The sequence below is a fragment of the Bradyrhizobium sp. 192 genome, from assembly GCF_023100965.1.
Taxonomy (GTDB): Bacteria; Pseudomonadota; Alphaproteobacteria; order Rhizobiales; family Xanthobacteraceae; genus Bradyrhizobium; species Bradyrhizobium symbiodeficiens.
In genome coordinates this window covers 8,002,501-8,026,852 of sequence record NZ_CP064690.1, presented here as the reverse complement: position 1 = coordinate 8,026,852, position 24,352 = coordinate 8,002,501, and the positions used below count along the sequence as shown (strand labels likewise).

19 protein-coding genes, 1 rRNA gene and 1 riboswitch are annotated in these 24,352 nt (G+C 64.7%); of the genes, 10 read left to right on the top strand and 10 right to left on the bottom strand.

Features of this window, described 5'->3' with window-relative positions; all coding sequences use genetic code 11:
• Nucleotides 1-75: 75 nt before the first annotated feature.
• A complete protein-coding gene (locus IVB24_RS37725; RefSeq protein WP_094895924.1) occupies nucleotides 76-453 on the bottom strand; it encodes a response regulator in 378 nt (125 codons plus the stop codon).
• Nucleotides 454-499: 46 nt separating this feature from the next.
• Nucleotides 500-1,381 carry an MJ0042-type zinc finger domain-containing protein gene (locus IVB24_RS37720; RefSeq protein ID WP_247771580.1) on the bottom strand — a complete coding sequence of 294 codons (882 nt, stop codon included), beginning with the start codon at nucleotides 1,379-1,381 and terminating at the stop codon, nucleotides 500-502.
• Nucleotides 1,382-1,542: 161 nt separating this feature from the next.
• Here IVB24_RS37720 and ftsE point away from each other — a divergent pair, with 161 nt between their 5' ends.
• The 4 genes from ftsE (at nucleotide 1,543) to IVB24_RS37700 (ending at nucleotide 4,748) form a co-directional block, all read left to right on the top strand.
• Nucleotides 1,543-2,202, top strand: coding sequence for a cell division ATP-binding protein FtsE (ftsE, locus tag IVB24_RS37715; RefSeq protein WP_063694655.1), 660 nt, complete (start codon nucleotides 1,543-1,545; stop codon nucleotides 2,200-2,202).
• Nucleotides 2,195-3,163 (top strand): ABC transporter permease, encoded by a 969-nt coding sequence (locus tag IVB24_RS37710; protein WP_094973261.1) that lies wholly within the window; start codon nucleotides 2,195-2,197, stop codon nucleotides 3,161-3,163. The genes ftsE and IVB24_RS37710 overlap by 8 nt, the downstream gene beginning before the upstream one ends.
• Nucleotides 3,164-3,235: 72 nt before the next feature.
• Nucleotides 3,236-3,940 carry a YdcF family protein gene (locus IVB24_RS37705; RefSeq protein ID WP_094973260.1) on the top strand — a complete coding sequence of 235 codons (705 nt, stop codon included), beginning with the start codon at nucleotides 3,236-3,238 and terminating at the stop codon, nucleotides 3,938-3,940.
• A 34-nt stretch (nucleotides 3,941-3,974) separates the two neighbouring features.
• Entirely contained in the window at nucleotides 3,975-4,748 is a 774-nt protein-coding gene (locus tag IVB24_RS37700; RefSeq protein WP_166467299.1) for a lysophospholipid acyltransferase family protein, read from the top strand.
• On the opposite strand, the gene IVB24_RS37695 is transcribed toward IVB24_RS37700, so the two are convergent.
• Nucleotides 4,745-5,353, bottom strand: coding sequence for a gamma-glutamylcyclotransferase (locus IVB24_RS37695; protein WP_162406986.1), 609 nt, complete (start codon nucleotides 5,351-5,353; stop codon nucleotides 4,745-4,747). The genes IVB24_RS37700 and IVB24_RS37695 overlap by 4 nt on opposite strands.
• 110 nt (nucleotides 5,354-5,463) lie before the next feature.
• On the opposite strand from IVB24_RS37695, the gene IVB24_RS37690 reads away from it, so the two are divergent.
• Complete coding sequence (locus IVB24_RS37690; RefSeq protein WP_247771579.1) at nucleotides 5,464-6,648, top strand: DUF2125 domain-containing protein; 1,185 nt, start codon at nucleotides 5,464-5,466, stop codon at nucleotides 6,646-6,648.
• Between the two features lie 86 nt (nucleotides 6,649-6,734).
• On the opposite strand, the gene IVB24_RS37685 is transcribed toward IVB24_RS37690, so the two are convergent.
• The 3 genes from IVB24_RS37685 to IVB24_RS37675 are packed head-to-tail and all read right to left on the bottom strand — an operon-like array spanning nucleotide 6,735 to nucleotide 9,649.
• On the bottom strand, nucleotides 6,735-7,670 hold the full coding sequence (locus IVB24_RS37685; RefSeq protein ID WP_166467297.1) for a prephenate/arogenate dehydrogenase family protein: 936 nt from the start codon (nucleotides 7,668-7,670) through the stop codon (nucleotides 6,735-6,737).
• Nucleotides 7,667-8,764, bottom strand: coding sequence for a histidinol-phosphate transaminase (hisC, locus tag IVB24_RS37680; RefSeq protein ID WP_247771578.1), 1,098 nt, complete (start codon nucleotides 8,762-8,764; stop codon nucleotides 7,667-7,669). The genes IVB24_RS37685 and hisC overlap by 4 nt, the downstream gene beginning before the upstream one ends.
• Nucleotides 8,765-8,800: 36 nt before the next feature.
• On the bottom strand, nucleotides 8,801-9,649 hold the full coding sequence (locus IVB24_RS37675; protein WP_094973254.1) for a chorismate mutase: 849 nt from the start codon (nucleotides 9,647-9,649) through the stop codon (nucleotides 8,801-8,803).
• Between the two features lie 157 nt (nucleotides 9,650-9,806).
• Nucleotides 9,807-9,886: riboswitch (SAM riboswitch) on the top strand.
• A gap of 91 nt (nucleotides 9,887-9,977) precedes the next feature.
• Between IVB24_RS37675 and IVB24_RS37670 the strand changes: the two genes are divergently transcribed.
• Together IVB24_RS37670 and metW are read left to right on the top strand one after the other, a co-directional pair.
• Entirely contained in the window at nucleotides 9,978-11,174 is a 1,197-nt protein-coding gene (locus IVB24_RS37670) for a homoserine O-acetyltransferase (RefSeq protein ID WP_247771577.1), read from the top strand.
• A gap of 1 nt (nucleotide 11,175) precedes the next feature.
• Nucleotides 11,176-11,838: a methionine biosynthesis protein MetW gene (gene metW, locus IVB24_RS37665; protein ID WP_162308336.1), complete on the top strand. Its 663-nt coding sequence runs from the start codon at nucleotides 11,176-11,178 to the stop codon at nucleotides 11,836-11,838.
• 137 nt (nucleotides 11,839-11,975) lie between these two features.
• Here the strand turns inward: metW and IVB24_RS37660 are convergent, their stop codons facing one another.
• Nucleotides 11,976-12,839, bottom strand: coding sequence for an alpha/beta hydrolase (locus tag IVB24_RS37660; RefSeq protein ID WP_247771576.1), 864 nt, complete (start codon nucleotides 12,837-12,839; stop codon nucleotides 11,976-11,978).
• A 217-nt stretch (nucleotides 12,840-13,056) separates the two neighbouring features.
• On the opposite strand from IVB24_RS37660, the gene IVB24_RS37655 reads away from it, so the two are divergent.
• Complete coding sequence (locus IVB24_RS37655; RefSeq protein WP_247771575.1) at nucleotides 13,057-13,809, top strand: TIGR02594 family protein; 753 nt, start codon at nucleotides 13,057-13,059, stop codon at nucleotides 13,807-13,809.
• Nucleotides 13,810-13,917: 108 nt separating this feature from the next.
• Here the strand turns inward: IVB24_RS37655 and IVB24_RS37650 are convergent, their stop codons facing one another.
• Nucleotides 13,918-14,706 carry an MOSC domain-containing protein gene (locus IVB24_RS37650; RefSeq protein ID WP_247774248.1) on the bottom strand — a complete coding sequence of 263 codons (789 nt, stop codon included), beginning with the start codon at nucleotides 14,704-14,706 and terminating at the stop codon, nucleotides 13,918-13,920.
• A gap of 254 nt (nucleotides 14,707-14,960) precedes the next feature.
• Between IVB24_RS37650 and clpB the strand changes: the two genes are divergently transcribed.
• Complete coding sequence (clpB, locus tag IVB24_RS37645) at nucleotides 14,961-17,600, top strand: ATP-dependent chaperone ClpB (protein WP_247771574.1); 2,640 nt, start codon at nucleotides 14,961-14,963, stop codon at nucleotides 17,598-17,600.
• A 145-nt stretch (nucleotides 17,601-17,745) separates the two neighbouring features.
• Here the strand turns inward: clpB and IVB24_RS37640 are convergent, their stop codons facing one another.
• Together IVB24_RS37640 and IVB24_RS37635 are read right to left on the bottom strand one after the other, a co-directional pair.
• Nucleotides 17,746-19,356 carry a hypothetical protein gene (locus tag IVB24_RS37640; RefSeq protein WP_247771573.1) on the bottom strand — a complete coding sequence of 537 codons (1,611 nt, stop codon included), beginning with the start codon at nucleotides 19,354-19,356 and terminating at the stop codon, nucleotides 17,746-17,748.
• 151 nt (nucleotides 19,357-19,507) lie between these two features.
• On the bottom strand, nucleotides 19,508-21,574 hold the full coding sequence (locus tag IVB24_RS37635) for a M23 family metallopeptidase (protein WP_140482495.1): 2,067 nt from the start codon (nucleotides 21,572-21,574) through the stop codon (nucleotides 19,508-19,510).
• A 1,188-nt stretch (nucleotides 21,575-22,762) separates the two neighbouring features.
• Between IVB24_RS37635 and IVB24_RS37630 the strand changes: the two genes are divergently transcribed.
• Nucleotides 22,763-24,251 (top strand): 16S ribosomal RNA (locus tag IVB24_RS37630).
• Nucleotides 24,252-24,352 lie beyond the last annotated feature (101 nt).

Genomic DNA, 24,352 nt, shown 5'->3' with positions numbered 1-24,352 from the left:
TTAATCGATAGGCTGCGGCGTACTGGATGCCCCGCCTTCGCGGGGCATGACAGCAGTATATGTGGCTAGTGTCGCCTAAGACCCCTTCTTCGCCGCCAGCGCGTCCGCCACGGCGATGCGGATATCGGCGATCGAGAACGGTTTTGTCACGACGTCGTGCACCAGCGCGTTGAGATTCGAGGCGCGCTCGCGCTGGTCGGCAAAGCCGGTCATCAGCAGGATGGTCAAATCGGGAAAATCGCGCGCGGCGGAGAGCGCCAGCGCGATGCCGTCCATCACGGGCATCTGGATGTCGGTGAGGAGCAGGTCGAACGCGCCGTCCTCGCGGGTCAGGATCTCCAGCGCTTCGGCGCCGTCCTGCGCGGTGACCGTTTCGTGCCCGTCCATGGCGATGGCGCGCGCCACCAGCGTGCGCATCGAATCCTCGTCGTCAGCGATCAGGATCTTCGGCATGGGATCAACCTTCGGACCAACTCCCGGGCGGCACCTGGCGGCGCGATTATACGCTGCCACCGGCAATGTCGCGCCGGTTGAAGAAGCGAACGTCGATATTGCGGCCTTCCGGCGGCGGCGAGGCGAGGCGGGAGCGGAAGAAGGCGCGCTCGCCGGGCCGCAGCACGGTCTGCTCCAGCACCGTATTCCAGGCGTAGATCTCCGCGCCTTGCCCGTCGCGGACGGCAAAGCGCAGCCGCGGAATATCGAGCGGCTTCTTGCCCTCGCCGACGATCACGCCCTCGATCACCAGCACCTGCTTACCGTCCACGGTCTCGCTGGACAGCTTCACGTCCCTGAAGGCGAGGCCCCGCAGGTTCACCTCAAGCCCGACCATCTTGTAGAAGGCGGCGGTCTGCGGCAGCAGCCGCACCATGTCGCCGCGCCAGATCACCAGCGCCAGCACCAGCGCGCCCATGCCGGCGCAGGCGGTCGGCACGCCGAAATGGGATTTTTGGGGCGCAGCGGTGGTGACCGGTCGGCTGACCCGTGCGCCGCGGCGGGGGAACAGGCTGCGGAACCAGGACTGGTGCTGCGCGCCGACGACCTCTTCCTCGGCCTCCCGGGCCGCCGCCGACCACTCGTCCTCGGTTTCATTGGGAGCCTCTTCCTCGGGCCAGTCGCTGGCGATCGAGGGGCTGTCAACGACAGGCGCATCAGTGTCGCCGTCGTCCTTGGCGTAGGAGTTCCACTGCTCGGCAAGGTCGGCCTGATCGTCGGCCTGGCTGGCCGCGGCCATGGCCGGGACGGATGTCTCCTCGATGGCATCCTCGGCATGGGCGATCCAGGTCTCCTTGCAGCGGGAACAGCGGACCGCCCGTCCGTTCGCCCCAAGGCTCGCGAGCTTGATGGCGTAGGATGTCATACAATGGGGGCAGACGATATGCATGGACGAGCCTCGACGATGACCCAGTCGTGCCGAACCGGGCGCCCTGGATGCTACAAGGCGACCGTTAACGAACCGGAAACCATAACGGCGGCAAAACCGGTTGATCGCGCATGGCGGAGCGCAGCCATGCGACCCGCGCCCCCTCTCGAACGGAGCTGAACTTGGTTCGGTTCGAAAATGTCGGATTGCGTTACGGTCTGGGGCCGGAGATCCTGCGCGACCTCAGTTTCCAGATCCCGGCGCATTCGTTCCAGTTCCTCACCGGCCCCTCCGGTGCGGGCAAGACCTCGCTGCTGCGCCTGTTGTTCCTGTCGCACCGACCGACGCGGGGCCTCGTCAATCTGTTCGGCCACGACATCTCGCAGCTCGGCAAGGACGAGATCGCCGATCTGCGCAAGCGCATCGGCATCGTGCTGCAGGATTTCCGCCTGCTCGATCACATGACGACCTACGAGAACGTGGCGCTGCCGTTCCGCGTCATGGGCCGCAGCGAGTCGAGCTATCGCAAGGAGGTGATCGATCTGTTGCGCTGGGTCGGGCTTGGCGAGCGCATGGACGCGCTGCCGCCGATCCTGTCGGGCGGTGAGAAGCAGCGCGCGGCGATCGCGCGCGCCGTGATCTCGCGGCCGCAACTGCTGCTCGCGGACGAGCCGACCGGCAGCGTCGATCCGACGCTGGGGCGCCGCCTGCTGCGGCTCTTCATCGAGCTCAACAAATCGGGCACCGCCGTCATCATCGCGACCCACGACATCGGCCTGATGGACCAGTACGAGGCCCGCCGTCTCGTGCTGCATCAGGGACGGCTGCACGTCTATGAATAGAACCGACGAGCGCGGCGTGTTGGTCGACCTCGGACAGGAGCGTCCGCAGCTTCCGGCCAACGCGCGCAACATGTCGCCGATCGTGCCGCGCGCCTCGATCCAGGGCCGCGCGCTGGTCGCCGTCGTGGCCATCATGACCTTCCTGGCGTCAATGACCACGGGCACGGTGCTGCTGGTGAGTGCCTCCGCCGCGGAATGGCAGTCGGACGTCGCGAGCGAGATCACCATCCAGGTTCGCCCGCAGCCCGGCCGCGATCTCGAACGCGACACCGCGGCAGTGACGGAGGCGATGCGCGCGCAAGCCGGAATCGTCGAGGTCAAGCCGTTCACCCGGGAGGAGAGCGGCAAGCTGCTCGAGCCCTGGCTCGGCACCGGGCTGTCGATGGACGATCTGCCGGTGCCGCGCATGATCATCGCGCGCGTGCAACCCGGCACGCCGCTCGATCTCGGCGTCCTGCGCGCGCGCGTGACCCAGGTCGCGCCAAGTGCCAGCGTCGATGACCACCGCGCATGGATCGAGCGGATGCGCTCCATGACCAACGCCACCGTGCTCGCCGGCCTCGGCATCCTCGCGCTGGTCATCGTCGCCACCATCATCTCGGTCTCGTTCGCGACCCGCGGCGCCATGGCGGCGAACCGTCCGATCGTCGAGGTGCTGCATTTCGTCGGTGCCGGCGATCGCTACATCGCCAATCGCTTCCTGCGCCATTTCCTCAGGCTGGGCCTGGAGGGCGGCGTGATCGGCGGCGGCGCCGCGATGCTGGTGTTCGGCTTCTCCGAGTCGATCGCCGGCTGGTTTTCCGGTACCCCCGTCGGCGATCAGTTCGCCGCGCTGCTCGGCACCTTCTCGCTGCGGCCGTCCGGCTACATCGTGCTCGTGGTCCAGGCCGTGCTGATCGGCGCCATCACCGCGGTGGCCTCACGCCAGACCCTGTTCGCGACATTGAACGATGTCGACTAGGGTTGATAACCGGACTCCACTTCGCCTCAAAACGTTTTAAAATCACTCTAGGGAAGGGTTCACTGACATCACATGACCTCGCCGACCGACGATCGATCGCCGAACCTGCCGCGCGGCTGGCTGCGCGCGGCATTGGTGTCGACGATTGCGTTCGCCTTTGTCGGGGCGGCGGCGGGCTTCATCGCGTTCCTGTCGCAATTGCGCGGCGCCGAGATCGCCCCAAGCCGGAAGGCAGACGGCATCGTGGTCCTGACCGGCGGTTCCTCGCGGGTGTCGGATGCGATGGAGCTGCTTGCTTCCGGCTACGGCAGGCGGCTGCTGATCTCCGGCGTGCACCCGACGTCGACGGCGAGCGACATCTCCCGGACGCTGCCGGAGAACCAGTCCTTCATGACCTGTTGCGTCGATCTCGACCGCACCGCGCTTTCGACCCGCGGCAATGCGGCGGAGGCGCGGCGCTGGGCCGAGGGCCGCCGGTTCAAGTCGCTGATCGTGGTCACCTCAAACTATCACATGCCGCGCGCGCTGGTGGAATTCTCGCACGCGATGCCACAGACGACGCTGATCCCGTTCGCGGTGGTCGGCGACAAATGGCGCGAGGAGCCGTGGTGGACTTCGGCGTCCACCTTGCGGCTGCTGCTTTTGGAATATGTCAAGTACATCGCGGCCGAGCTCAGGGTGCGGCTGGAGGATTTCGGGATTGACCTTTCGCCCGAGATGTCGGAGCAGCCTGCAGGTCAGCAACCGAAGCGGCCCGCCACCGCACAGGCCAATTGACCGGCAATTGATCGGCAAATTAATCGGATCGTCGATGTTCCTGATTTTCCTGCGCTCGCTCGTGTTCAACGTGCTGTTCTACACCGTGCTGGTGTGCCTCGCGATCGTGGCGCTGCCGACCTTCCTGCTGCCGCCGCGCGCCATGCTGACCGTCGCGCAATGGTGGGCGAAGGCGACGCTGGTGCTGATGCGCGTGGTCTGCAACATCAAGGTCGAATTCCGCGGCGTCGAGAACATCCCGCAAGGACCGCTGGTGATCGCGGCCAAGCACCAGTCGTTCTGGGAGACGTTCGTGCTGCCCGGATTCTTCAATCGTCCGATCTTCATCCTCAAGCGTCAGCTCATGCAGATCCCGGTGTTCGGTCAATTCCTGGTCAAGACCGGGATGATCGCGATCGACCGCAAGGCCGGCGTGAAGGCGCTGCTGGACATGACCCGGCGGGCGCGCGAGGCGGTGCGCAGTGGGAAGCAGCTCGTGATCTTTCCGGAAGGCACGCGCCGCGCGCCGGGCGCGCCGCCCGACTACAAGACCGGCTTTGCGCAGATCTATTCGTCCTGCGGCGTGCCGTGCCTGCCGATCGCGCTCAACTCCGGCCTGTTCTGGCCGCGCCGCACCTTCATGCGCTATCCCGGAACGCTCGTGGTGGAATTCCTCGATCCGTTGCCGTCGGGCCTGCCGAAGGATGAGTTTCTCTCTCGTGTGCAAACGGCGATCGAAGAGGCAACGAGCCGCCTCGTCGAAGCCGGCCGCAAGGAGCAGGAGCAATTGATCGGCGCATCGCCGAGTTACGCGCCGTCGGAGAGCTAGCGGCCGTCTCGATCGTCGGGAGCCGGCGCGTGCAGCGAATGCGCATCGCCATGGAGCATGGTCGCGAGCTGATGCAGTTGCGTATCGCGAAAACCTTCGGCCTCGATCGCCTTCACCGTCGCGGTGACGTAGTCGCGGTTGGCGCCGGACTGGCCGTGGCCCTGGACGACGTGGCGGTGCTGCTCGGCGAGCGAGAGACGGCCGGCATATTGCACATGGCCGCGGTCGACGACATAGGCGAGCGCAGGGACGCGCTGGCGCGCATCGTTCTCCAGCCAGACCGAGCGCATCACCTCGCGATAGACCGAGGTGACTTGCTCGCGCGCGCGCAAATACGCGACGACGTCAGCGCGGTTTTTTTCAGCGACGCGAAAGGCAATGCCGCGGCAGGCGCCGCCGCGGTCGAGCCCGAGCACCAGGCCCGGCTTCTCCGGCGTGCCGCGATGGACGAAGGAATAGACGCAGAGCGCGCGGTGCTCGCCGACCAGCCGCGCCGGGACGCGCTCCTCGAACTCGAAGCCCGGCCGCCACATCAGCGAACCATAGCCGAACACCCAGAGGTCGCCCGTGGCTGTGGTGACGGAGGGGAGGGTGATTTCGGACATTTCGGGCACGGCTACCAGAACCGCGCTCCCAAGCGAAGCGGATTCTCCGCCTTTCGTCGCAGCCGAACCTCGCTTACATTTGCCATCATCTGGGGTCAAAGGGTCGCCGCATGTCCGATATGACCGTTTCCGCAGGCCGGCGCTCCCGTTGGGGCCTTTTCATCGCCCCCGTCCTCGTCCTGATCCTTGCCGTCGCGTGGAGCTGTTTCTGGTTCTATGCGGCCTCGCAGGCCGAAGTGGCCGCCGACGCCTGGCGGGCGCAGGAGGCCAAGTCCGGCCGCATCTATGACTGCGCCAAGCGCTCGATCGCCGGCTTCCCGTTCCGCTTCGAGGTCCAGTGCGCCGGCGCCAGCGTCTCGCTGGTGTCGCAGAACGCGAGCAAGACGCCGTTCACGGCCAAGCTCGACAACATCCTGGTCGTTGCCCAGGTGTACGATCCCAAGCTCGTCATCGCCGAATTCTCCGCGCCCGCGACGCTGACCGACGGCGTCACGCAAAATACCTTCGTGGTGAACTGGAGCAAGGGCCGCAGCAGCGTGGTCGGCCTGCCGGCCATCCCGGACCGCGCCTCGCTCGTGTTCGATGATCCCAGTCTCAATCGTCTCGACGGCAGCGTGCAGGTGCCGCTCGCGCGCGCCAAGCAGGTTGAGCTGCACGGGCGCCTCGCCGAGGGCTCGCCAGCCGATCACCCTGTGATCGAGACCGTGCTCCATGTCGCGCAAGGAAGCATCCAGGGCGTTCATCCCCTGCTCGCCGAGCCGTTCGAGGCCGACACGCGCGCGAAGATCACCGGCCTGTCCGACCTCACGCCAAAGCCCTGGCCGCAGCGGTTCCGCGAGATCCAGGCCGCCGGCGGCCACATCGAGATCGTGCAGTCGCGGATCCAGCAGGGCGAGATGATCGCGGTTGCGGCCGGCACGCTCGGCCTCTCGGTCAACGGCCGGCTCGACGGCGAATTGCAGATGACGGTGACTGGCCTCGAACGCGTGATCCCGGCGCTCGGCATCGAGAAGATGCTGGAAGAGGGCGTGCCGCAGGCCACGCTCGACCGCGTCGCGCCCGGCGTGAAGTCGCAGGACCTCAACAATCTGTTCGGTGCGCTCGATCGCGCCGTTCCCGGTCTCGGCAAGGTCATCAAGCAGAACGCCAATGCCGGCGTCGCCGCCGGCATCAACTCGATCGGTACCGAGAGCACGCTGGAAGGCAGGAAGGCGCGCAGCTTCCCGCTGAAATTCGTCGACGGCGCCGTGCTGCTCGGCCCGGTCAAGGTCGGCCAGATCCCGCCGCTGTATTAGTTGGATGCCGTAGCCCGCATGAGCGAAGCGACATGCGGGGACCGTCCCGGATGTCGCTTCGCTCATCCGGGCTACGGGTCTGTCCGCTACGGCTTCTTCAGCGCCCCGTGCTGGCGGCCGAAATCCGCGGCTGCCGAATCCTGGCCGATCTCGACGATGCCGCGGCGGATGGCGCGGGTGCGGGTGAAATGGTCGAACAGCGCTTCGCCGTCGCCGCGCCGAATCGCGCGCGTCAGTTTTGCGAGATCCTCGGTGAAAGTGCCGAGCATCTCCAGCACGGCTTCCTTGTTGGCGAGGAAGACGTCGCGCCACATCGTCGGGTCGGAGGCCGCGATGCGGGTGAAATCGCGGAAACCGCCGGCCGAGAACTTGATCACCTCGGATTCCGTCACTTGCGCCAGCTCGTCGGCGGTGCCGACGATGGTGTAGGCGATCAGATGCGGCAGATGGCTGGTGATCGCCAGCACGAGATCGTGATGATCCGGCGTCATCACCTCGACCTTGGCACCCATTGCCGCCCAGAACGCGCGCAGGCGATCGGTGGCCGCGGCATCGACACCTTCCGGCGGGGTGAGAATGCACCAGCGATTGATGAACAGCTCGGCGAAACCCGAATCCGGTCCCGAATGCTCGGTGCCGGCGACAGGATGCGCGGGCACGAAATGAACCGTCTTCGGCAGGTGCGGTGCCATGTCCCTGACGATGGCGCCCTTGACCGAGCCGACGTCGGAGACGATCGCGCCGGGCTTCAGGTGAGCGGCAATCTCCTGCGCCACCGGCCCGCAGGCGCCGACGGGAATGCAGAGGATGACGAGATCGGCATCCTTCACGGCGTCTGCATTGGTCGCCACGACCTGGTCGACGATGCCGAGCTCCATCACCCGCGCGCGGGTCTTTTCCGAGCGCGCGGTGGTGACGATCTCGCCGGCCAGGCCCTGGAGCTTCGCAGCGCGCGCGATCGAGCCGCCGATCAGGCCGAAGCCGATCAGCGCGACGCGCTGGAAGTGCGGCGCGCTGCTCATTTGCCGGCCTGGAAGTCGCGCAGGCCCTCTACGACGAGGCGGTTGGCCTCCTCGGTGCCGATGGTCATGCGCAGCGAATGCGGCAGGCCGTAGTTCTTCAGGCCGCGCAGCACCAGGCCGCGCTTGGTCAGGAACGCATCGGCCTCGTCAGCGGTCTTGCCCTTGTCGGTCGGGAAGTGGATCAGCACGAAATTGGCGACGCTCGGCGTCACCTTCAGCCCGAGCTTGCCGATCTCCTCGGTCAGCCAGTTGCGCCAGGTCTCGGTGAACTGCTTCGACATCGCCTGGTGCGCGGTGTCCTCGATCGCGGCGACCGCGGCATACATCGCCGGCGTCGACACGTTGAAGGGACCGCGGATGCGGTTGACCGCGTCGATGATGTGCTCGGGGCCGAACATCCAGCCGATGCGCAGCGCGGCGAGGCCGTGGATCTTGGAGAAGGTGTGCGTCACCACCGTGTTCTCGGTGGTGGCGACGAGCTCGATCCCCATCTCGTAGTCGTTGCGCGAAACGTAGTCGGAATAGGCGGCGTCGAGCACCAGCAGCACGTGCGAGGGCAGGCCGGCCCGCAGCCGCTTGACCTCGTCGAATGGAATATAGGTCCCGGTCGGATTGTTGGGGTTGGCGAGCCAGACCAGCTTGGTCTTCGGCGTCACCGCCTTGAGAATGGCGTCGACGTCGCAAGTGAGGTTCTTTTCGGCCGCGACGACGTTCTTGGCGCCGACCGCCATGGTCGCGATCGGGTAGACCAGGAATCCGTGCGTGGTGGAGATCGCCTCGTCGCCGTGGCTGAGATAGGTGTGGGCGAGCAGATTGAGGATCTCGTCCGAGCCGGCGCCGCAGATGATGCGGTTGGGATCGAGCCCGAAAGAGCGGCCGATCGCCTCGCGCAGCACGCGCGAGGTCCCTTCCGGATAGTCTTCCAGGTGATCCGCCACGTGCTTGAACGCCTCGATCGCCTTGGGCGAGGGCCCGAACGGCGTCTCGTTGGCGGAGAGCTTGAACACCTTGCGGCCCGGCTCGGCGACCGGGCTCTTGCCGGGCGTGTAGGGCGCAATATCGAGAATGCCGGGATTCGGCACGGGGCGTGACATCTTGAACTCCGAAAATGGCGGGGCGCGGCGCGTGACTTACGATTTCGCCCCGGTCGGGGGCACCGTATAGCGCGTTGCGTGGCTGCCGACGAGGGCCGTGGAGCGCACCGAGGCCCCCGCTTCGATCAGGGCAGCCCTGATTTTGTCGATGCTGGTCGCGCTCGTGACCGAGACTAGCAGCGCCGCGCCGTCGAAGGCGGTATCGGGCACCGCCACGATTTCGGCGAGCGGCGACAGGGCGCGCGCCACCTCCGCGTTCCAGCCGGACACGCGCACGCTGAAGGTCTCGACCTCGGTCACTAGGGCGCTGTCGGGGACGCGCGAGATCGCGAACACCGGCAGTGCGGCCGGATGGTCGGCGCGCTCGACGAACGGCATGCGCGCGATGATCTTCGGCGCGCCTTTTTCCTCGAGCGAGAGCCACCACGGCGTGCGGCTGGAGGTCGCCGAGACCAGCGCCAGGTCGCCCTTGGATTTCGCCACCGCCTCGACCGCGGCCTGCGCGCTGAAATGCGCGACGTAAGGCACGGTGAAACCAAAATGGAAGCGCGCGGAATCGCGCATCGCCGGCTCGCTCACGGAGATGTCAGCATGCACGGAGAACGGCGCCTGCACGTAAGTGAACGTCGAGATGATGACGCGCCAGATGCTCTCGACCGTGTCGAGTGGCAGGATGCCGCGATGCCGCTGCACGAGGTCGCGCATCATGGCGGCCTCGCGCGCCGGGCGGAACGCCGAGCCGACCTCCTGGGTCTGCTTCACCTGGATCAGGCGGTCGATGATGTCGCCACGCTGCATCAACAGACGATGCATGCCGTCGTCGATCGCGTCGATCTCCTTGCGCAGTTCCTGCAGCGATGGTGGCGCGGGCGGAATTTGGGACATGTCTGGCTGTCGATTGTTCCGATGGGGAATGCCCTGATTAGGCAGTCGGGGCCGCGAAAGCAAAGAGAAATGACGCTGCTTTCCGCCGAAGGCGCAGCAGGCGAATTTGGTCGATCCGGGCCGCGACTTGACGAAAACCGCCCAAGACGGTAGCTTTTGCCCGTTCCGTGGTCATTTGAGCCGGCCGGCTTGCAGCCACGTTAAAAAACTCGCTAAACAGGCCGGGGACGTTTTCGATCCCGGCCGAACCTTTCGTTCAGGCCGGGTTTTTCATGGCCTGATTTCAAATGCGGTCTCGAGCTCGACCGCAAACGAGGTCGATGGTCAGATGGGTGACGTCAAGTCGATACCGAGTCCTGCGATCAGCGCCGACGAGCGATCGCACGAGGTGGGTCATCCGAGTTCGCAGGTCGCACATTTCGGCGGCGAGCAGCCGCTACGGCTCGATTGCGGCGTCGATCTCACCCCGTTTCAGATCGCCTACCAGACCTATGGCGAACTCAACGCCGATCGCTCCAACGCGGTGCTGATCTGCCATGCGCTGACCGGCGATCAGCATGTCGCCAACGTGCACCCCGTCACCGGCAAGCCCGGCTGGTGGGAGACGCTGGTCGGTCCCGGCCGCCCCATCGATCCCAAGCACTACTTCATCATCTGCTCCAATGTGATCGGGGGCTGCATGGGCTCGACCGGGCCGGCGTCGATCAATCCCGCCACCGGTAAGGTCTGGGGCCTGGAATTCCCCGTCATCACCATCCCCGACATGGTGCGCGCGCAGGCCATGCTGATCGACCGGCTCGGCATCGACACGCTGTTCGCGGTGGTCGGCGGCTCGATGGGGGGCATGCAGGTGCTGCAATGGACCGCGGCCTATCCTGCTCGCGTGTTCTCCGCGCTGGCGATTGCCTGCGCGACGCGGCACTCGGCGCAGAACATCGCCTTTCACGAGCTTGGCCGTCAGGCCGTGATGGCCGATCCCGACTGGCACGCTGGCGGCTACGCCGATCAGGGCATCCATCCGCATCGCGGGTTGGCGGTGGCGCGGATGGCCGCGCACATCACCTATCTCTCCGACGCCGCGCTGCATCGCAAGTTCGGCCGCCGCATGCAGGACCGTGAGCTGCCGACCTTCTCGTTCGACGCCGACTTCCAGGTCGAGTCCTATCTGCGCTACCAGGGCTCGTCCTTCGTCGAGCGCTTCGACGCCAACTCCTATCTCTATCTGACGCGCGCGATGGATTATTTCGACATCGCCGCCGACCATGGCGGCGTGCTCGCGAAGGCGTTCGCGGAAATCAAGACCCGCTTCTGCGTCGTCTCCTTCACCAGCGACTGGCTGTTCCCGACCTCGGAATCGCGCGCGCTGGTGCATGCGCTGAATGCGTCGAGCGCGCGGGTGTCGTTCGCCGAGATCGAGACCGATCGCGGCCACGACGCCTTTCTGCTCGACGTGCCCGAATTCCTCGATATCTCCCGCGCTTTCCTGCAATCGGCAGGCAAGGCGCGCGGACTGAAGGATGGCTAGCATGTCCGTGCAGGAAGTATTGCCGCTGGGCGGCGTCGCGACCGGGCAGTCCGGTGATTTTCGCACCGATCATCGGCTGGTGGCCGAGATGGTCAAGCCCGGCTCGAAAGTGCTCGATGTCGGTTGCGGCGAGGGCGATCTGCTTCAGTTGCTGGAAACCCGCGGCATCGACGGCCGCGGCATCGAACTGTCGCGCGAGGGCGTCAACCGCTGCGTCGCCAAGGGGCTCGCGGTGGTGCAGGGAGATGCCGACACCGACCTCGTCAATTATCCGGATGACGCCTTCGACTACGTGATCCTGTCGCAGACGCTGCAGGCAACACGGCAGCCGCGCGTGGTGCTGGAGAATCTGCTGCGCATCGGCCGCCGTGCCATCGTCTCGTTCCCGAATTTCGGCTTCTGGAAGATGCGGCTCCAGCTCCTGATCGGCGGCCACATGCCGCGCACCGAGAATCTGCCGGCGACCTGGTACGACACCGCCAACATCCATTTCTGCACCATCAAGGATTTCGTCGAGCTCTGCGACGAGATCAACGTCAAGATGGAGCGCGCCATCGCGCTCGATCTCTATGGTCGCCCGATCCCGCTGAACCTGCCATGGTGGGTGTGGAACATGTTCGGCGAGCAGGGCGTGTTTCTGCTGAGCAGGGGCGGGGGGAAGTGACGCTGTAGGCGTCATTCCGGGGCGCGCGTAGCGCGAGCTATGATGCGCAATTGCGCATCTGAGAATCCATCGCGCAACAGTATTTATGGTCTCATGGATTCCGGGCTGCGCCTTCGGCGCATCCCGGAATGACAGCTCTAATGCGCCGCCAGCGACCGCGGATCGCGCACTGGCCATCTTCCCGCTTCCACCAGCGTCACGAACCGCGCCACCGTCTCGTTGAACAGCGCGGGCTCTTCGAGGTTGAGCACGTGGCCCGACTTCGGAAACATGGCGAGCCCGGCCGCCGGCAGATGCTGCTTCAGGAACAGGCTCGGTCCGACGCAGGGATCGTCCTCGTCACCGCAGACGATCAGCGCCGGCGTGGACGCTTTCTTGATCGCATCCGTCATCGTGTAGATCGAGGGGCGGCCGCCCTGGAAGCCACGCATCGTGTTTGCCGATCCCCTGGAATCGTGCCGCGCCAGCGCGGCATAGAAATCGGCATGGCCGCGGGGGTCCTTCACCAGGAAGGGAATCCGGCTCGGCGCCTCGCGCGTGACTTTCGCGACCTCGGCGGAGCCCAGCGTCTCGAACTGCTCGGCATTGGTGCGGCACTGCTTGCGCCAGGCCTCCAGATTCTCGATCTCGGAGCCGGAGCCGACGCCGGCCAGCGTCATCGACAGCGCGCGCTGCGGCGCGTTGAGCCCGATCTGGAGCGAGGAGTAGGCGCCCATCGACAGGCCGACCAGATGCGCGCGCTCGATCTTGAGATGGTCGAGCACCGCGAGGGCATCGGTGTAGAAATGCGTGTAGCTGTAGACCTCGCCATCAGGCACGCCCGACGGCGCGTAGCCGCGCGCCGAATAGGTGATGCAGCGGTGGCCGCGCGCGAAGTAGCGCATCTGCGGCTCCCAGTTGGTATGGTCGGCCGCGAACTCGTGCAGAAAAATGATCGGCGTTCCCTGGCCCGCCTCTTCGAAATAAATGCGGACGTCGTCCCTGGTCGTGGCGTGGGGCATTAACCGTTTCCCTCTCTTGAAGCCGCCTTTGCAGGATTGCAGTTAATGTTGTTGTCGGCAATGCGGCAGCCTCAAGCCAGTATCGGCACAAAATCATCGCAGCTATTCGCTGGCAGCCCGCGTCTTTTTCTCGCCACATCGGGCGGCTTAACGGCCAGACCGATGTCGGCCGTTGCACGGGCCGATTGGGAAGTGGGGTGTCAACGAAGGATGAAGAATGTTTGAGTTGTTTGCGTCTCGCCTGTCGCGTTGTGTTGTCGCGCTGGCGATCTTGTTCGCGGCGGTCGCCGCGTTGGCTTCTCCGGCCTCAGCGCGGCCGCATCATCGTCACAGCGCAGAGCGGCACACTCACGTGCATCACGCCAGACATCATCATTACCGCCACCACGTACGCAGCTCGCGCTTCGAGCGCGGCGCGGCGCAATTGCAGGCGAGCGGATTTGGCAACACATTTGCGAGCTATGATCCGAACACCAATAGCCCCGGCGTTGCCATGAGCGGCAATGGTGGGACGATCATCAGCGGCGGCGGACGAATGGTCACGAGCGCTACCCGTCGCGCGGCCATGAGCGCGAACAGCGGCATGGCGAGTGATGCCACGAGCAGCGGCGGCTTCGGCGGCGGATCGAGCCTCGTATCCGAGGCGCGCCGTTACGTCGGCGGCAATCCGACCGGCCGCGGGAGCCTTTGGTGCGCGCGCTTCATGAACATGGTACTGGAGAAAACCGGCCACCGCGGCACCGGATCTGACATGGCGAACTCGTTCGCGCATTACGGCACGCGTGTCTCCGGCCCGCAGGTGGGTGCCATCGCAGTGATGTCGCGCGGCCGCCGTGGCGGTCATGTCGGCATCATCACCGGCGTCGACGCGCAGGGCAATCCGATCATGATCTCCGGCAACAACGGCAACCGCGTCCGCGAAGCCCCGGTCTCGCGCGGCCGGATCTACGCCTATGTGATGCCGAACTAACGCCCGTCATTGCGAGCGAAGCAATCCAGAATCCCTCCGCGGAATTCGTCTGGATTGCTTCGTCGCTTCGCTCCTCGCAATGACGGCAGTCGTTGAACAGGCAAGTCGTCAGATTAGTTTCGGCTCTTCGATCGCCACCGCATCACCCACGCCGATCTCGCCACCTTCGATCACCTCGGCATAGATGCCGCAATCCATGTGGCCAAGGTTGCGCGAGAGTGTCGGCGGGATTTCGAGATCGCGCTTGGCCGTCACCGGGTCGACATTGGTCGCCGGGCAGCGGACGATGCGCTTGACCACCTTCAGCCGTGCCGCGCCGATCGCCAGCGTCTGGCCGACTAGGTCGAGCTCGGACCAGGCCGGCCAGCCCTTCAGGTAGAGATTGGCGCGAAAGCGCAGCGGATGCACGGCAGTGCCGCCCAGCATGGTCTCGATGGCGCGGACGCTGCCGAGATTGATGATGGAGACGACCTTGCGGGCGACGTCGGAGAAGCTGTGGTCGCGGCCTGACAGCAGCTTCGGCGGACCCTTCAGCTCCGGCTGAAAATTCTCCGCGAAGTACCTCTCGATGGCGGCCCGCCCGGCCGCGGTCTCGAGATCGCCGCTGGTGACGGTCTGGCCGTCCCGGCGGATGGTCAAGACATTGGTGGCGTCGTCGAAGCGGCTGTCGAGAGAGGCAAGCCGCTCATTGCGCGCGAGCATCAGGAACTGGATTTTCGGCTTCCATTCGGGCTGCTCGGGATCGAACCCGCTCGGGCCGTTCTCGATGGCGTAGCGGCGGTCGGCGGGAAGGGTCCGGCCGGGCTGTAGGGGAACGCGGGTAAGCGGTTCCGGCGTCAGGCCCTTGATCGGGTAGCGGAAGAGCCCGGTGATTTCGGCAGTGTGGCTGACTGGCATTGCGGTCGGGGTCATGCTGCTACTTAAGGGATTCGACCCGGTCCCGCCAAGCCGGCGGGTCGGCGCACGAAATTGTGAACTCGCCTCTTTCGCATCTGCAACCTGCTTCCCACATCTGCCTCAGGCCGGTGGCAACGTCGGCGAAACACGACCGTTACCGGTTGAGAAACGTCAATGCGGTCATCGGAAACCCAATGAAGATGCCGTTTGGAGTGCCTTAGTGGGCTCCAGGGGCAGGCCGAGGGACAGAAAAGATGAATATCGACAAATATACCGAACGCTCCAGGGGCTTCATCCAGTCCGCGCAGTCGCTTGCGATGCGCGAGGGGCACCAGCAATTTTCGACCCTGCACCTCCTCAAGGTGCTTCTCGACGACAGCGAGGGGTTGGCCGGCGGTCTGATCGACCGCGCCGGCGGCAATTCCCGCGCAATCCTGAAGGCGACCGAGGACGCCCTCGGCAAGGTGCCGAAGGTCTCCGGCGGCGGCGCCGGCCAGATCTATCTGGCGCCCGAGCTCGCCCGCACTTTTGATGCCGCCGAAAAGGCCGGCGAGAAGGCCGGCGACAGCTTCGTCACGGTCGAGCGGCTGCTGCTCGGCCTGACGCTGGAAAAGACCAGCGAGGCCGGCGCGATCCTCGCCAAGGGCGGCGTCACCCCGCAAAATCTCAATGCCGCGATCGAGGCGCTGCGCAAGGGCCGCACGGCCGACTCGGCCACAGCCGAGAACGCGTACGACGCGCTGAAGAAATATGCCCGCGACCTGACCCAGGCCGCGCGCGACGGCAAGCTCGATCCGGTCATCGGCCGCGACGAGGAGATCCGCCGCACCATCCAGGTGCTCTCGCGCCGGACCAAGAACAATCCCGTCCTGATCGGCGAACCCGGCGTCGGCAAGACCGCCATCGCCGAAGGGCTCGCGCTCCGCATCGTCAATGGCGACGTGCCGGAGAGCCTGAAGGACAAGAAGCTGCTCTCGCTCGATCTCGGCGCGCTGATCGCGGGTGCAAAATACCGCGGCGAGTTCGAGGAAAGGCTGAAGGCCGTGCTCCAGGAAGTGACCGGGAGCGAGGGCACCTTCATCCTGTTCATCGACGAGATGCACACGCTGATCGGCGCCGGCAAGGGCGACGGCGCGATGGACGCGTCGAACCTGTTGAAGCCGGCGCTGGCCCGCGGCGAACTGCACTGCATCGGCGCGACCACGCTCGACGAATACCAGAAGCACGTCGAGAAGGACGCTGCGCTGGCGCGGCGGTTCCAGCCGATCTTCGTCAGCGAGCCCTCGGTCGAGGACACCATCTCGATCCTGCGCGGCCTCAAGGACAAGTACGAGCAGCACCATGGCGTGCGGATCACCGATTCCGCGCTCGTGGCGTCGGCGACGCTGTCCAACCGCTACATCACCGACCGTTTCCTGCCCGACAAGGCGATCGACCTCATGGACGAAGCCGCGGCGCGGCTGAAGATGCAGGTCGATTCCAAGCCGGAGGAGCTCGATTCGATGGATCGGGAAATCATCCGGCTGAAGATCGAACAGGAAGCACTGAAGAAGGAGAACGATGCCGGTTCGAAGAGCCGCCTGCAGACGTTGGAGAAGGAGCTGGCCGACCTCGAGGAGAAGTCCGCGGCGCTGACGGCACGCTGGAGTGCGGAGAAGAACAAGCTCTCCGACGCCCAGAAGCTGAAGGCCGAGCTCGACGGCTTGCGGGTCGAGCTTGCCAACGCCCAGCGGCGCGGTGAATTCCAGAAGGCCGGCGAGCTGGCCTATGGCCGGATCCCCGAGCTCGAGAAGCAGCTTGCCGACATCGAGGCCAAGGAGAACTCCGGCGAGATGATGGAGGAGGCGGTCACCGCCAACCACATCGCGCAGGTGGTCTCGCGCTGGACCGGCGTGCCCGTCGACAAGATGCTGGAGGGCGAGAAAGACAAGCTCCTGAAGATGGAGGACTCCCTCGGCAAGCGCGTCGTCGGACAGGCCGAAGCCGTGCATGCGGTTGCGACCGCCGTGCGCCGTTCGCGCGCGGGCCTGCAGGACCCGAACCGGCCGATGGGCTCGTTCATGTTCTTGGGCCCCACCGGCGTCGGCAAGACCGAGCTGACCAAGGCCCTTGCGGAGTACCTCTTCAACGACGAGACCGCGATGGTCCGCCTCGACATGTCCGAGTACATGGAGAAGCACTCGGTCTCGCGGCTGATCGGCGCGCCTCCGGGCTATGTCGGCTATGACGAGGGCGGCGCGCTCACCGAGGCGGTGCGGCGCCGGCCCTACCAGGTCGTGCTGTTCGACGAGATCGAGAAAGCGCATCCCGACGTCTTCAACGTCCTGTTGCAGGTGCTCGACGACGGCCGCCTGACCGACGGCCAAGGCCGCACGGTCGACTTCCGCAATACGCTGATCATCATGACCTCGAATCTTGGTTCGGAATTCCTGGTGAACCAGCCGGAGGGCGAGGACACTTCGGCCGTGCGCGAGCAGGTGATGGGAATGGTGCGTGGGCACTTCCGCCCCGAATTCCTCAACCGCGTCGACGAGATCATCCTGTTCCACCGCCTGCAGCGCAGCGAGATGGGCCGGATCGTCGAGATCCAGTTCTCCCGGCTCCAGAAGCTTTTGACCGATCGCAAGATCGTGCTGACGCTCGACGCCGCCGGCCGCGACTGGCTCGCCGCAAGGGGCTGGGACCCCGCCTATGGCGCAAGGCCGCTCAAGCGCGTGATCCAGCGCCATGTCCAGGACCCGCTCGCCGAGATGATCCTGGCCGGCGACGTCAGGGACGGCGACAGTGTCGCGATCTCGTCCGAAGGCAACGTGCTGACCTTCAACGGCAAGGCCCCGCAGACCGCCGAGATCACCCCGTTCGAGGCGCCGGTGACGAAGCGGAAGCTGAACTGAGGGCAGGCGATCGAAGCCTGAAAAGATAAAACGCCCCGGGGGAGGACAGCCTCTCCGGGGCGGTTTTTTGGTCGCGTCTGCTGGCTAAAAGCGTGGTCCGAAACGGTGCGCAGCACCCCACGAAGCTTGCACTGCGGATCAGACGCTATTTTTTTGTTACCTTGTAGATCGCGTTCTCGATGTCTGACGAGAAGTAGATCACCCCAGTCGTGCCGACCCCCACGCCCGTCGGAATATTCGTTGGCAGCCCGCCAGGCGTGCTCGGCAGGCCGATCGGGAGATTGGCGGCGATCTCCGTGACCGTGCCGCTATCCGGCGCGATCGCGATCAGCCGCTTGGCGCCGACTTCCGCGACGACCAGCGTGCCGTCGCGGCCGCGTGCAATGCCTTCCGGCATTTTCAGCTCCTTGGTGATCACGGTCTTTTCGCCGTTGGTGTCGATCCGGGATACGGTGCCAGCAAAGGCCTCGGTGACGTAGACTTCGTCGGTCTTGCCACGGACGAGCCCGACCGGGCCCTCGAGGTTGCCGATCAGCGTGGTGCGATCCTTGCCGTGCTCGCCGCTCACCTTGACCAGCGACTTGGTGCCGAGCTCGGCCACCAGGATGCTGCCGTCCGCGAGCACGATCGCATCATGCGGCGCCTTGAAGCCGTGCAGCATGTCGCGCGTCGCGCCGGTCTTGCCGTCGATCACCTGCACGGTGCCGGTGAACCAGCTCGACAGCACCACGTCGTTGCCTCGCGCCGTCGCACTCATCGGATATTCGAGCGTGGTGCCGGCGGCGTGCATGCGCGCCTTCTCGGTGACCTCACCGGTCGCACCGTCCACCGTGCGATAGGCGAACACGTCGGCGACGTGGATCGTATCCTTGCCGCTCTCCGACGTGATGCCGATACCGCCGGGCAGCGCGAGCTTGCCGATGATGATCTGCCTGGCCTGGCCGGTCGCGGGATCGACCTCCTGGATGCCGTTGTCGGCCATGTTGGAGACGAAGATGCGGTCCTTGTCGTCGATGGCGAGATTGTCCAGCGACGGCTTCAGCTGCGCGACCGTGGTCCTGGTGCCCGATTTGGGATCGACCCGGACGAGCTGGCCGAGCGCGGTGTCGACCACCAACAGATTGCCCTTGGAATCGAAGTTCACCGCGGCCGGGATCTTGAAGCCGTCGGCGACGACGGTCAGCTCGGCCTTGTCGACGTCGACTTTTGCGACCTGGCCCTTGAACCAGAGCGGACCGTAGAGCCTGTCGTCGGGACCGAACTCGAAGCCGTTGAGGCCGCCCATCTTCTCCATGATCTGGCGCGGCGGTTTTACACCCTCGATGTCGATCTCATAGAGCGTGTCGCCGAGAAAGACTGTGGTGGCGTAGAGCCTGCCGTCCTTGCGGAAGGCGAGCGAGTTGATGCCGGGAAGGCCGCTGGCGAGCTTCTTGATCGGGCCGTCGCCCTTGCGCGAATAGAGATCGCCGGTCAGGAATCCGGTCCAGGCCATGGTACCGTCGGGCGCGAAGGCGATGTCGTCGGCCATGCCGACCGGAATAGGGATTGCAACCTTGGCGGTACCGCCGGATATGTTGACCTCGTAGAGCGCCGCGCCGGCGACGCTGCCGGCGAACAGGCGGCCGGCCTTGTCGATGCCGAGCCCGTGCACGCCATGGAATGCCGAACCCTGGACCAGCTTGGTGACCTCGGCCGATACGCTCGTGGTGGCAAAAAGAGCTGCAACGAATGCTGCGCAGGCGAGCCTGTCGTCCATGGCGAGACCTCCCGTTTTCTGGAAAGTATTCGCCCCTGATGCGGGTTTGGCAAACGAAACTTTAAATTGTGAAGCTGTGACGCGGGCCGCGCGCGAGAACGTCGGAGTTCGGATCGTAGCTGGAGATTGTCAGGCCGATGCCGGCCGGCTGCTACTGCCGGTTGCTGACCTGCAAGGGGCCGCCGGTCGCATCCGACATGCGGGCGATCGCGCCGCCGCGGCCGCTCATCATGCTGTCGAGCCGGTCGCGCTCCTTCTCGAAGCCCGCCAGCACCGCGCCTTCCAGCGAACGGCCGCGCGGCAGCTTCACGCGCAGCGGATCGACGAAGCGGCCGTTGACGAGGATTTCGTAGTGGACGTGCGGGCCCGTCGATTGGCCGGTCGAGCCGACGAAGCCGATCACCTGGCCCTGCCGCACTTTCTTGCCCGGCTCCATGCCCTTGGCGAACGCTGACATGTGGCCGTAGGCCGTCTCGTAGCCGTTGGAATGCTTGATGCGGATATATTTGCCGTAGCCGCCTTCGGGGCCGGCCTTCTCGATCACGCCGTTGCCGGAGGCAAAGATCGGCGTGCCGTAGGCGGTGGCCCAGTCGACGCCGGTGTGCATCTTCACATAGCCCAGGATCGGGTGGCGGCGGCCGCCGAAGCCCGAGCGCATGATGGCGTTGTTGACGGGCTTCCTGACCAGGAACTTCTTCGCGCTCTTGCCGGTCTCGTCATAGTAGTCGACGACGCCGTCGTCGGGGCTCTGGTAGCGATAGTATCTCTTGGTCTCGCCGCCGACGGTGAGGGAGGCGAACAGCACGTCGTTCTTTTCGCTCGAGGTTACGCCCTCGTCCTCGCCTGCGTAGAACACGTCGAAGGAATCGCCCGGCTGCACCTTGCGCTGGAAATCGACGTCGTAGGAGTAGATCTTGATCATGTCCTCGATGACGGGCATCGGGACCTTGTTGCGCATCGCGGTCTCGTAGATGCTCTGGTAGAGCCGCACGCCGCTGCCGTCATCGTCCTCATCGTCTTCGCTGCTCGCGTTGGCGGCAGCGTCGGCAACGGTGTTCATGCTGGAGACGTCGACCGCGACGTATTTGCCGAGATCGGACAGCGCCGCGATCGCCTCGACCACGGTTTCGTTTGCAACCACGACGCGATAGGGCTGGAGGCGGGCGCCGGGGCTTGCGGGCGCCATCAGGATGCGAAGCTTCTCGCCTTCCTTCAGGCCGCCGTCGCGGCCGCGGGGCCCGAGCGTCGCGGCGATCGCCTTGATTTCCTCGGCCGTCGCGCCGAGATCGCGCAGCACCGAGGCGACGCTGTCGCCCTTCTTGACCAGATGGACGCGTTCGCCGTTGGGATTGCCGCCGGTGATCTGCTCCTTGGTCTTGGGCAGCAGCGTCACGTTTTCCGGCACCACGCGGGTCTCGAAGCCGGCATAGGGATCGGACGGCGAGGCTTCGGCGGCGTAGGCGCTTCTCATGTCGGAGGGGCCGGTCGCGCCCGAGATGTCGGCGGCGGCGTTGGCGAGCGAGGCGTAGCGCACCCCGCCATTGCCGCGCCAGTTGGCGGCGTCGCGCACCCGCATCAGGATGTCGTCGAGCGCCACCACGGCGGAAATCTTGGCCTTCGGCAGCACCGCCGACAGGTCCTTGGTGACGAAGGAGACTTCCGCGTCGGGCTCGACGGCTTCCGGGTTGTTCGGGTCCTCGGCTGCCGTCTTCGGATCGGAGCCGACATCGGTGAGCAGGCGCTGGGCGTTGAACGGCGGGATCTTCGCCGACAGGTCGCTCGTGGTCATCGACAGATTGCCGGCGATCCGCACGAAGGGACGCACCCGCATCACGTCGCGGTTGCCGACACGGGCGACGGTGGAGACGCGCACGATGTTGCGGGACGCCGTGGATTCGCTCGGCGGCGGCAGGCGGTCGCTCTTGTGCAGCGTGGCGGCGCGATCGGCGGCGCCGAATGCACCGCGCAGCGCGCCCTCGACCCGCTCCGGCACCTTGGCGAAGGTCATCTCGCCGTCGAGCGATGCGAAAACGGCGCCGCCGATCAGGGCTGCGCCGCAGAGTCCGGTCAGGATTGTCCCGCTGAACCATTGCACCGAGACGCGGCGGCGATCGATCACGGCGGCCTCGGAACCATCGACGGACAGCGGCGGCTCGTGGCCGAGATCGATGATCCCGGTCTCACGCCCGTAAGCGCCGCGTGATGTCCTGTGGTTCACTCAAGTCCCCCAATCAACGACCCAAGAAGCCCGATTCTAGCCCTGTCCCTAGCCGCCCTCTTGAAGGGGGATCGCCGGGAAAAGGCAAGCCGCGCAGTTGTTCGCGCTCAGAAGGCCTCGCGGAGGGCCCGGCCGAAATTACGAACAGCTGGACGGAAAAAGCTCTCTCGATGTCTCTCGAATGTCGGAGGAAGGCCGCGTCATCTGCAAGATCGCCTTCCTCTGACACCATGAAAACCGCCGGCAGCCCCCACTGGCATCCCTGCGATTCAAGCTCGTCTCTTATCAGAACGCCGCGGGATTGTGGCTCAAGTACGGCGCCTGTCATGGAAAAAGTTTCCTGAACGTCCGGGGGCGGGGGCCTCCCGAGAGGGCGCCACAAGCCGCTTCCACCGCAATGGTACGGCAAGCCGTCCCTCCAGCCTCCCCAACTATCCGGCCCAGATATCCGGCCCAAGTATCCGGCCCAGGCATCCTGTCCAAGTATGCGGCCAAGCATCCTGTCCAAGTCGCCCGACCCGCGCGCAATCCCCTCGCCAGGCCGTTCCCCTGGCTTCACAGGTCGCTTCCCACGCCCCCTCCACAACCCCCCTCAGGTCGGCTCCGGGAGCCCCCTGGGGGGCAAACTTTTTTCAAGTTTTTTCACCGGCCCGATCGGATTGGCGCATTTGCGGCCCTTCTAACCATCTGGAAACACGTTGTTTTTTGCGACAATCCACCGTGCGACGATTTGTTGACAATGGGCGTTGACAATCCCGAGTGCGGGGGCCTATAACCCGACCACTGAGCGCGGCGCCGCCGGGTCACTGACCAAGGCGAGCGAACGCGCCACTGATGCTCCTCACCTCGTTGAGTGCACAACAGCCGACACAAATCGGTTGGAGTTCGTTCGTCGTCAGTAAGGGTGTCGGAACCTTTCCTCTAGGGAAGGATGGGGCCTCTGGGTCCCGGGCTGTTTGACAAGTGAAGATGAAGAAAGAGAAACGTGGACGGCGGAGTCCTTGCGGGTCTCGCATTTAAAGAGCTTCGGCTTTTTGGATCGGGACCGGACGAAAGACTTCGGCGGTACACGTTTTCAAGGAAACACCATCGTTGCCCGCGATGTGAATCGCAGGCAGCACATCGACTTCGGTCGATAATGGTGGGACCTCGTCAAACGTTGTGATCAGCCGGTTCAAAGTTCAAGTCCAACTTGAGAGTTTGATCCTGGCTCAGAGCGAACGCTGGCGGCAGGCTTAACACATGCAAGTCGAGCGGGCGTAGCAATACGTCAGCGGCAGACGGGTGAGTAACGCGTGGGAACATACCTTTTGGTTCGGAACAACACAGGGAAACTTGTGCTAATACCGGATAAGCCCTTACGGGGAAAGATTTATCGCCGAAAGATTGGCCCGCGTCTGATTAGCTAGTTGGTGAGGTAATGGCTCACCAAGGCGACGATCAGTAGCTGGTCTGAGAGGATGATCAGCCACATTGGGACTGAGACACGGCCCAAACTCCTACGGGAGGCAGCAGTGGGGAATATTGGACAATGGGGGCAACCCTGATCCAGCCATGCCGCGTGAGTGATGAAGGCCCTAGGGTTGTAAAGCTCTTTTGTGCGGGAAGATAATGACGGTACCGCAAGAATAAGCCCCGGCTAACTTCGTGCCAGCAGCCGCGGTAATACGAAGGGGGCTAGCGTTGCTCGGAATCACTGGGCGTAAAGGGTGCGTAGGCGGGTCTTTAAGTCAGGGGTGAAATCCTGGAGCTCAACTCCAGAACTGCCTTTGATACTGAAGATCTTGAGTTCGGGAGAGGTGAGTGGAACTGCGAGTGTAGAGGTGAAATTCGTAGATATTCGCAAGAACACCAGTGGCGAAGGCGGCTCACTGGCCCGATACTGACGCTGAGGCACGAAAGCGTGGGGAGCAAACAGGATTAGATACCCTGGTAGTCCACGCCGTAAACGATGAATGCCAGCCGTTAGTGGGTTTACTCACTAGTGGCGCAGCTAACGCTTTAAGCATTCCGCCTGGGGAGTACGGTCGCAAGATTAAAACTCAAAGGAATTGACGGGGGCCCGCACAAGCGGTGGAGCATGTGGTTTAATTCGACGCAACGCGCAGAACCTTACCAGCCCTTGACATGTCCAGGACCGGTCGCAGAGATGTGACCTTCTCTTCGGAGCCTGGAGCACAGGTGCTGCATGGCTGTCGTCAGCTCGTGTCGTGAGATGTTGGGTTAAGTCCCGCAACGAGCGCAACCCCCGTCCTTAGTTGCTACCATTTAGTTGAGCACTCTAAGGAGACTGCCGGTGATAAGCCGCGAGGAAGGTGGGGATGACGTCAAGTCCTCATGGCCCTTACGGGCTGGGCTACACACGTGCTACAATGGCGGTGACAATGGGATGCTAAGGGGTGACCCTTCGCAAATCTCAAAAAGCCGTCTCAGTTCGGATTGGGCTCTGCAACTCGAGCCCATGAAGTTGGAATCGCTAGTAATCGTGGATCAGCACGCCACGGTGAATACGTTCCCGGGCCTTGTACACACCGCCCGTCACACCATGGGAGTTGGTTTTACCTGAAGACGGTGCGCTAACCCGCAAGGGAGGCAGCCGGCCACGGTAGGGTCAGCGACTGGGGTGAAGTCGTAACAAGGTAGCCGTAGGGGAACCTGCGGCTGGATCACCTCCTTTCTAAGGATGATCCTTCAGCTTAGCTTCGGCTAACTATCGGATCGTTTTAGAAACATCAGTGGCCAACGATCGTCAGGATTGTTGAGCTGCATTGGCGGGAT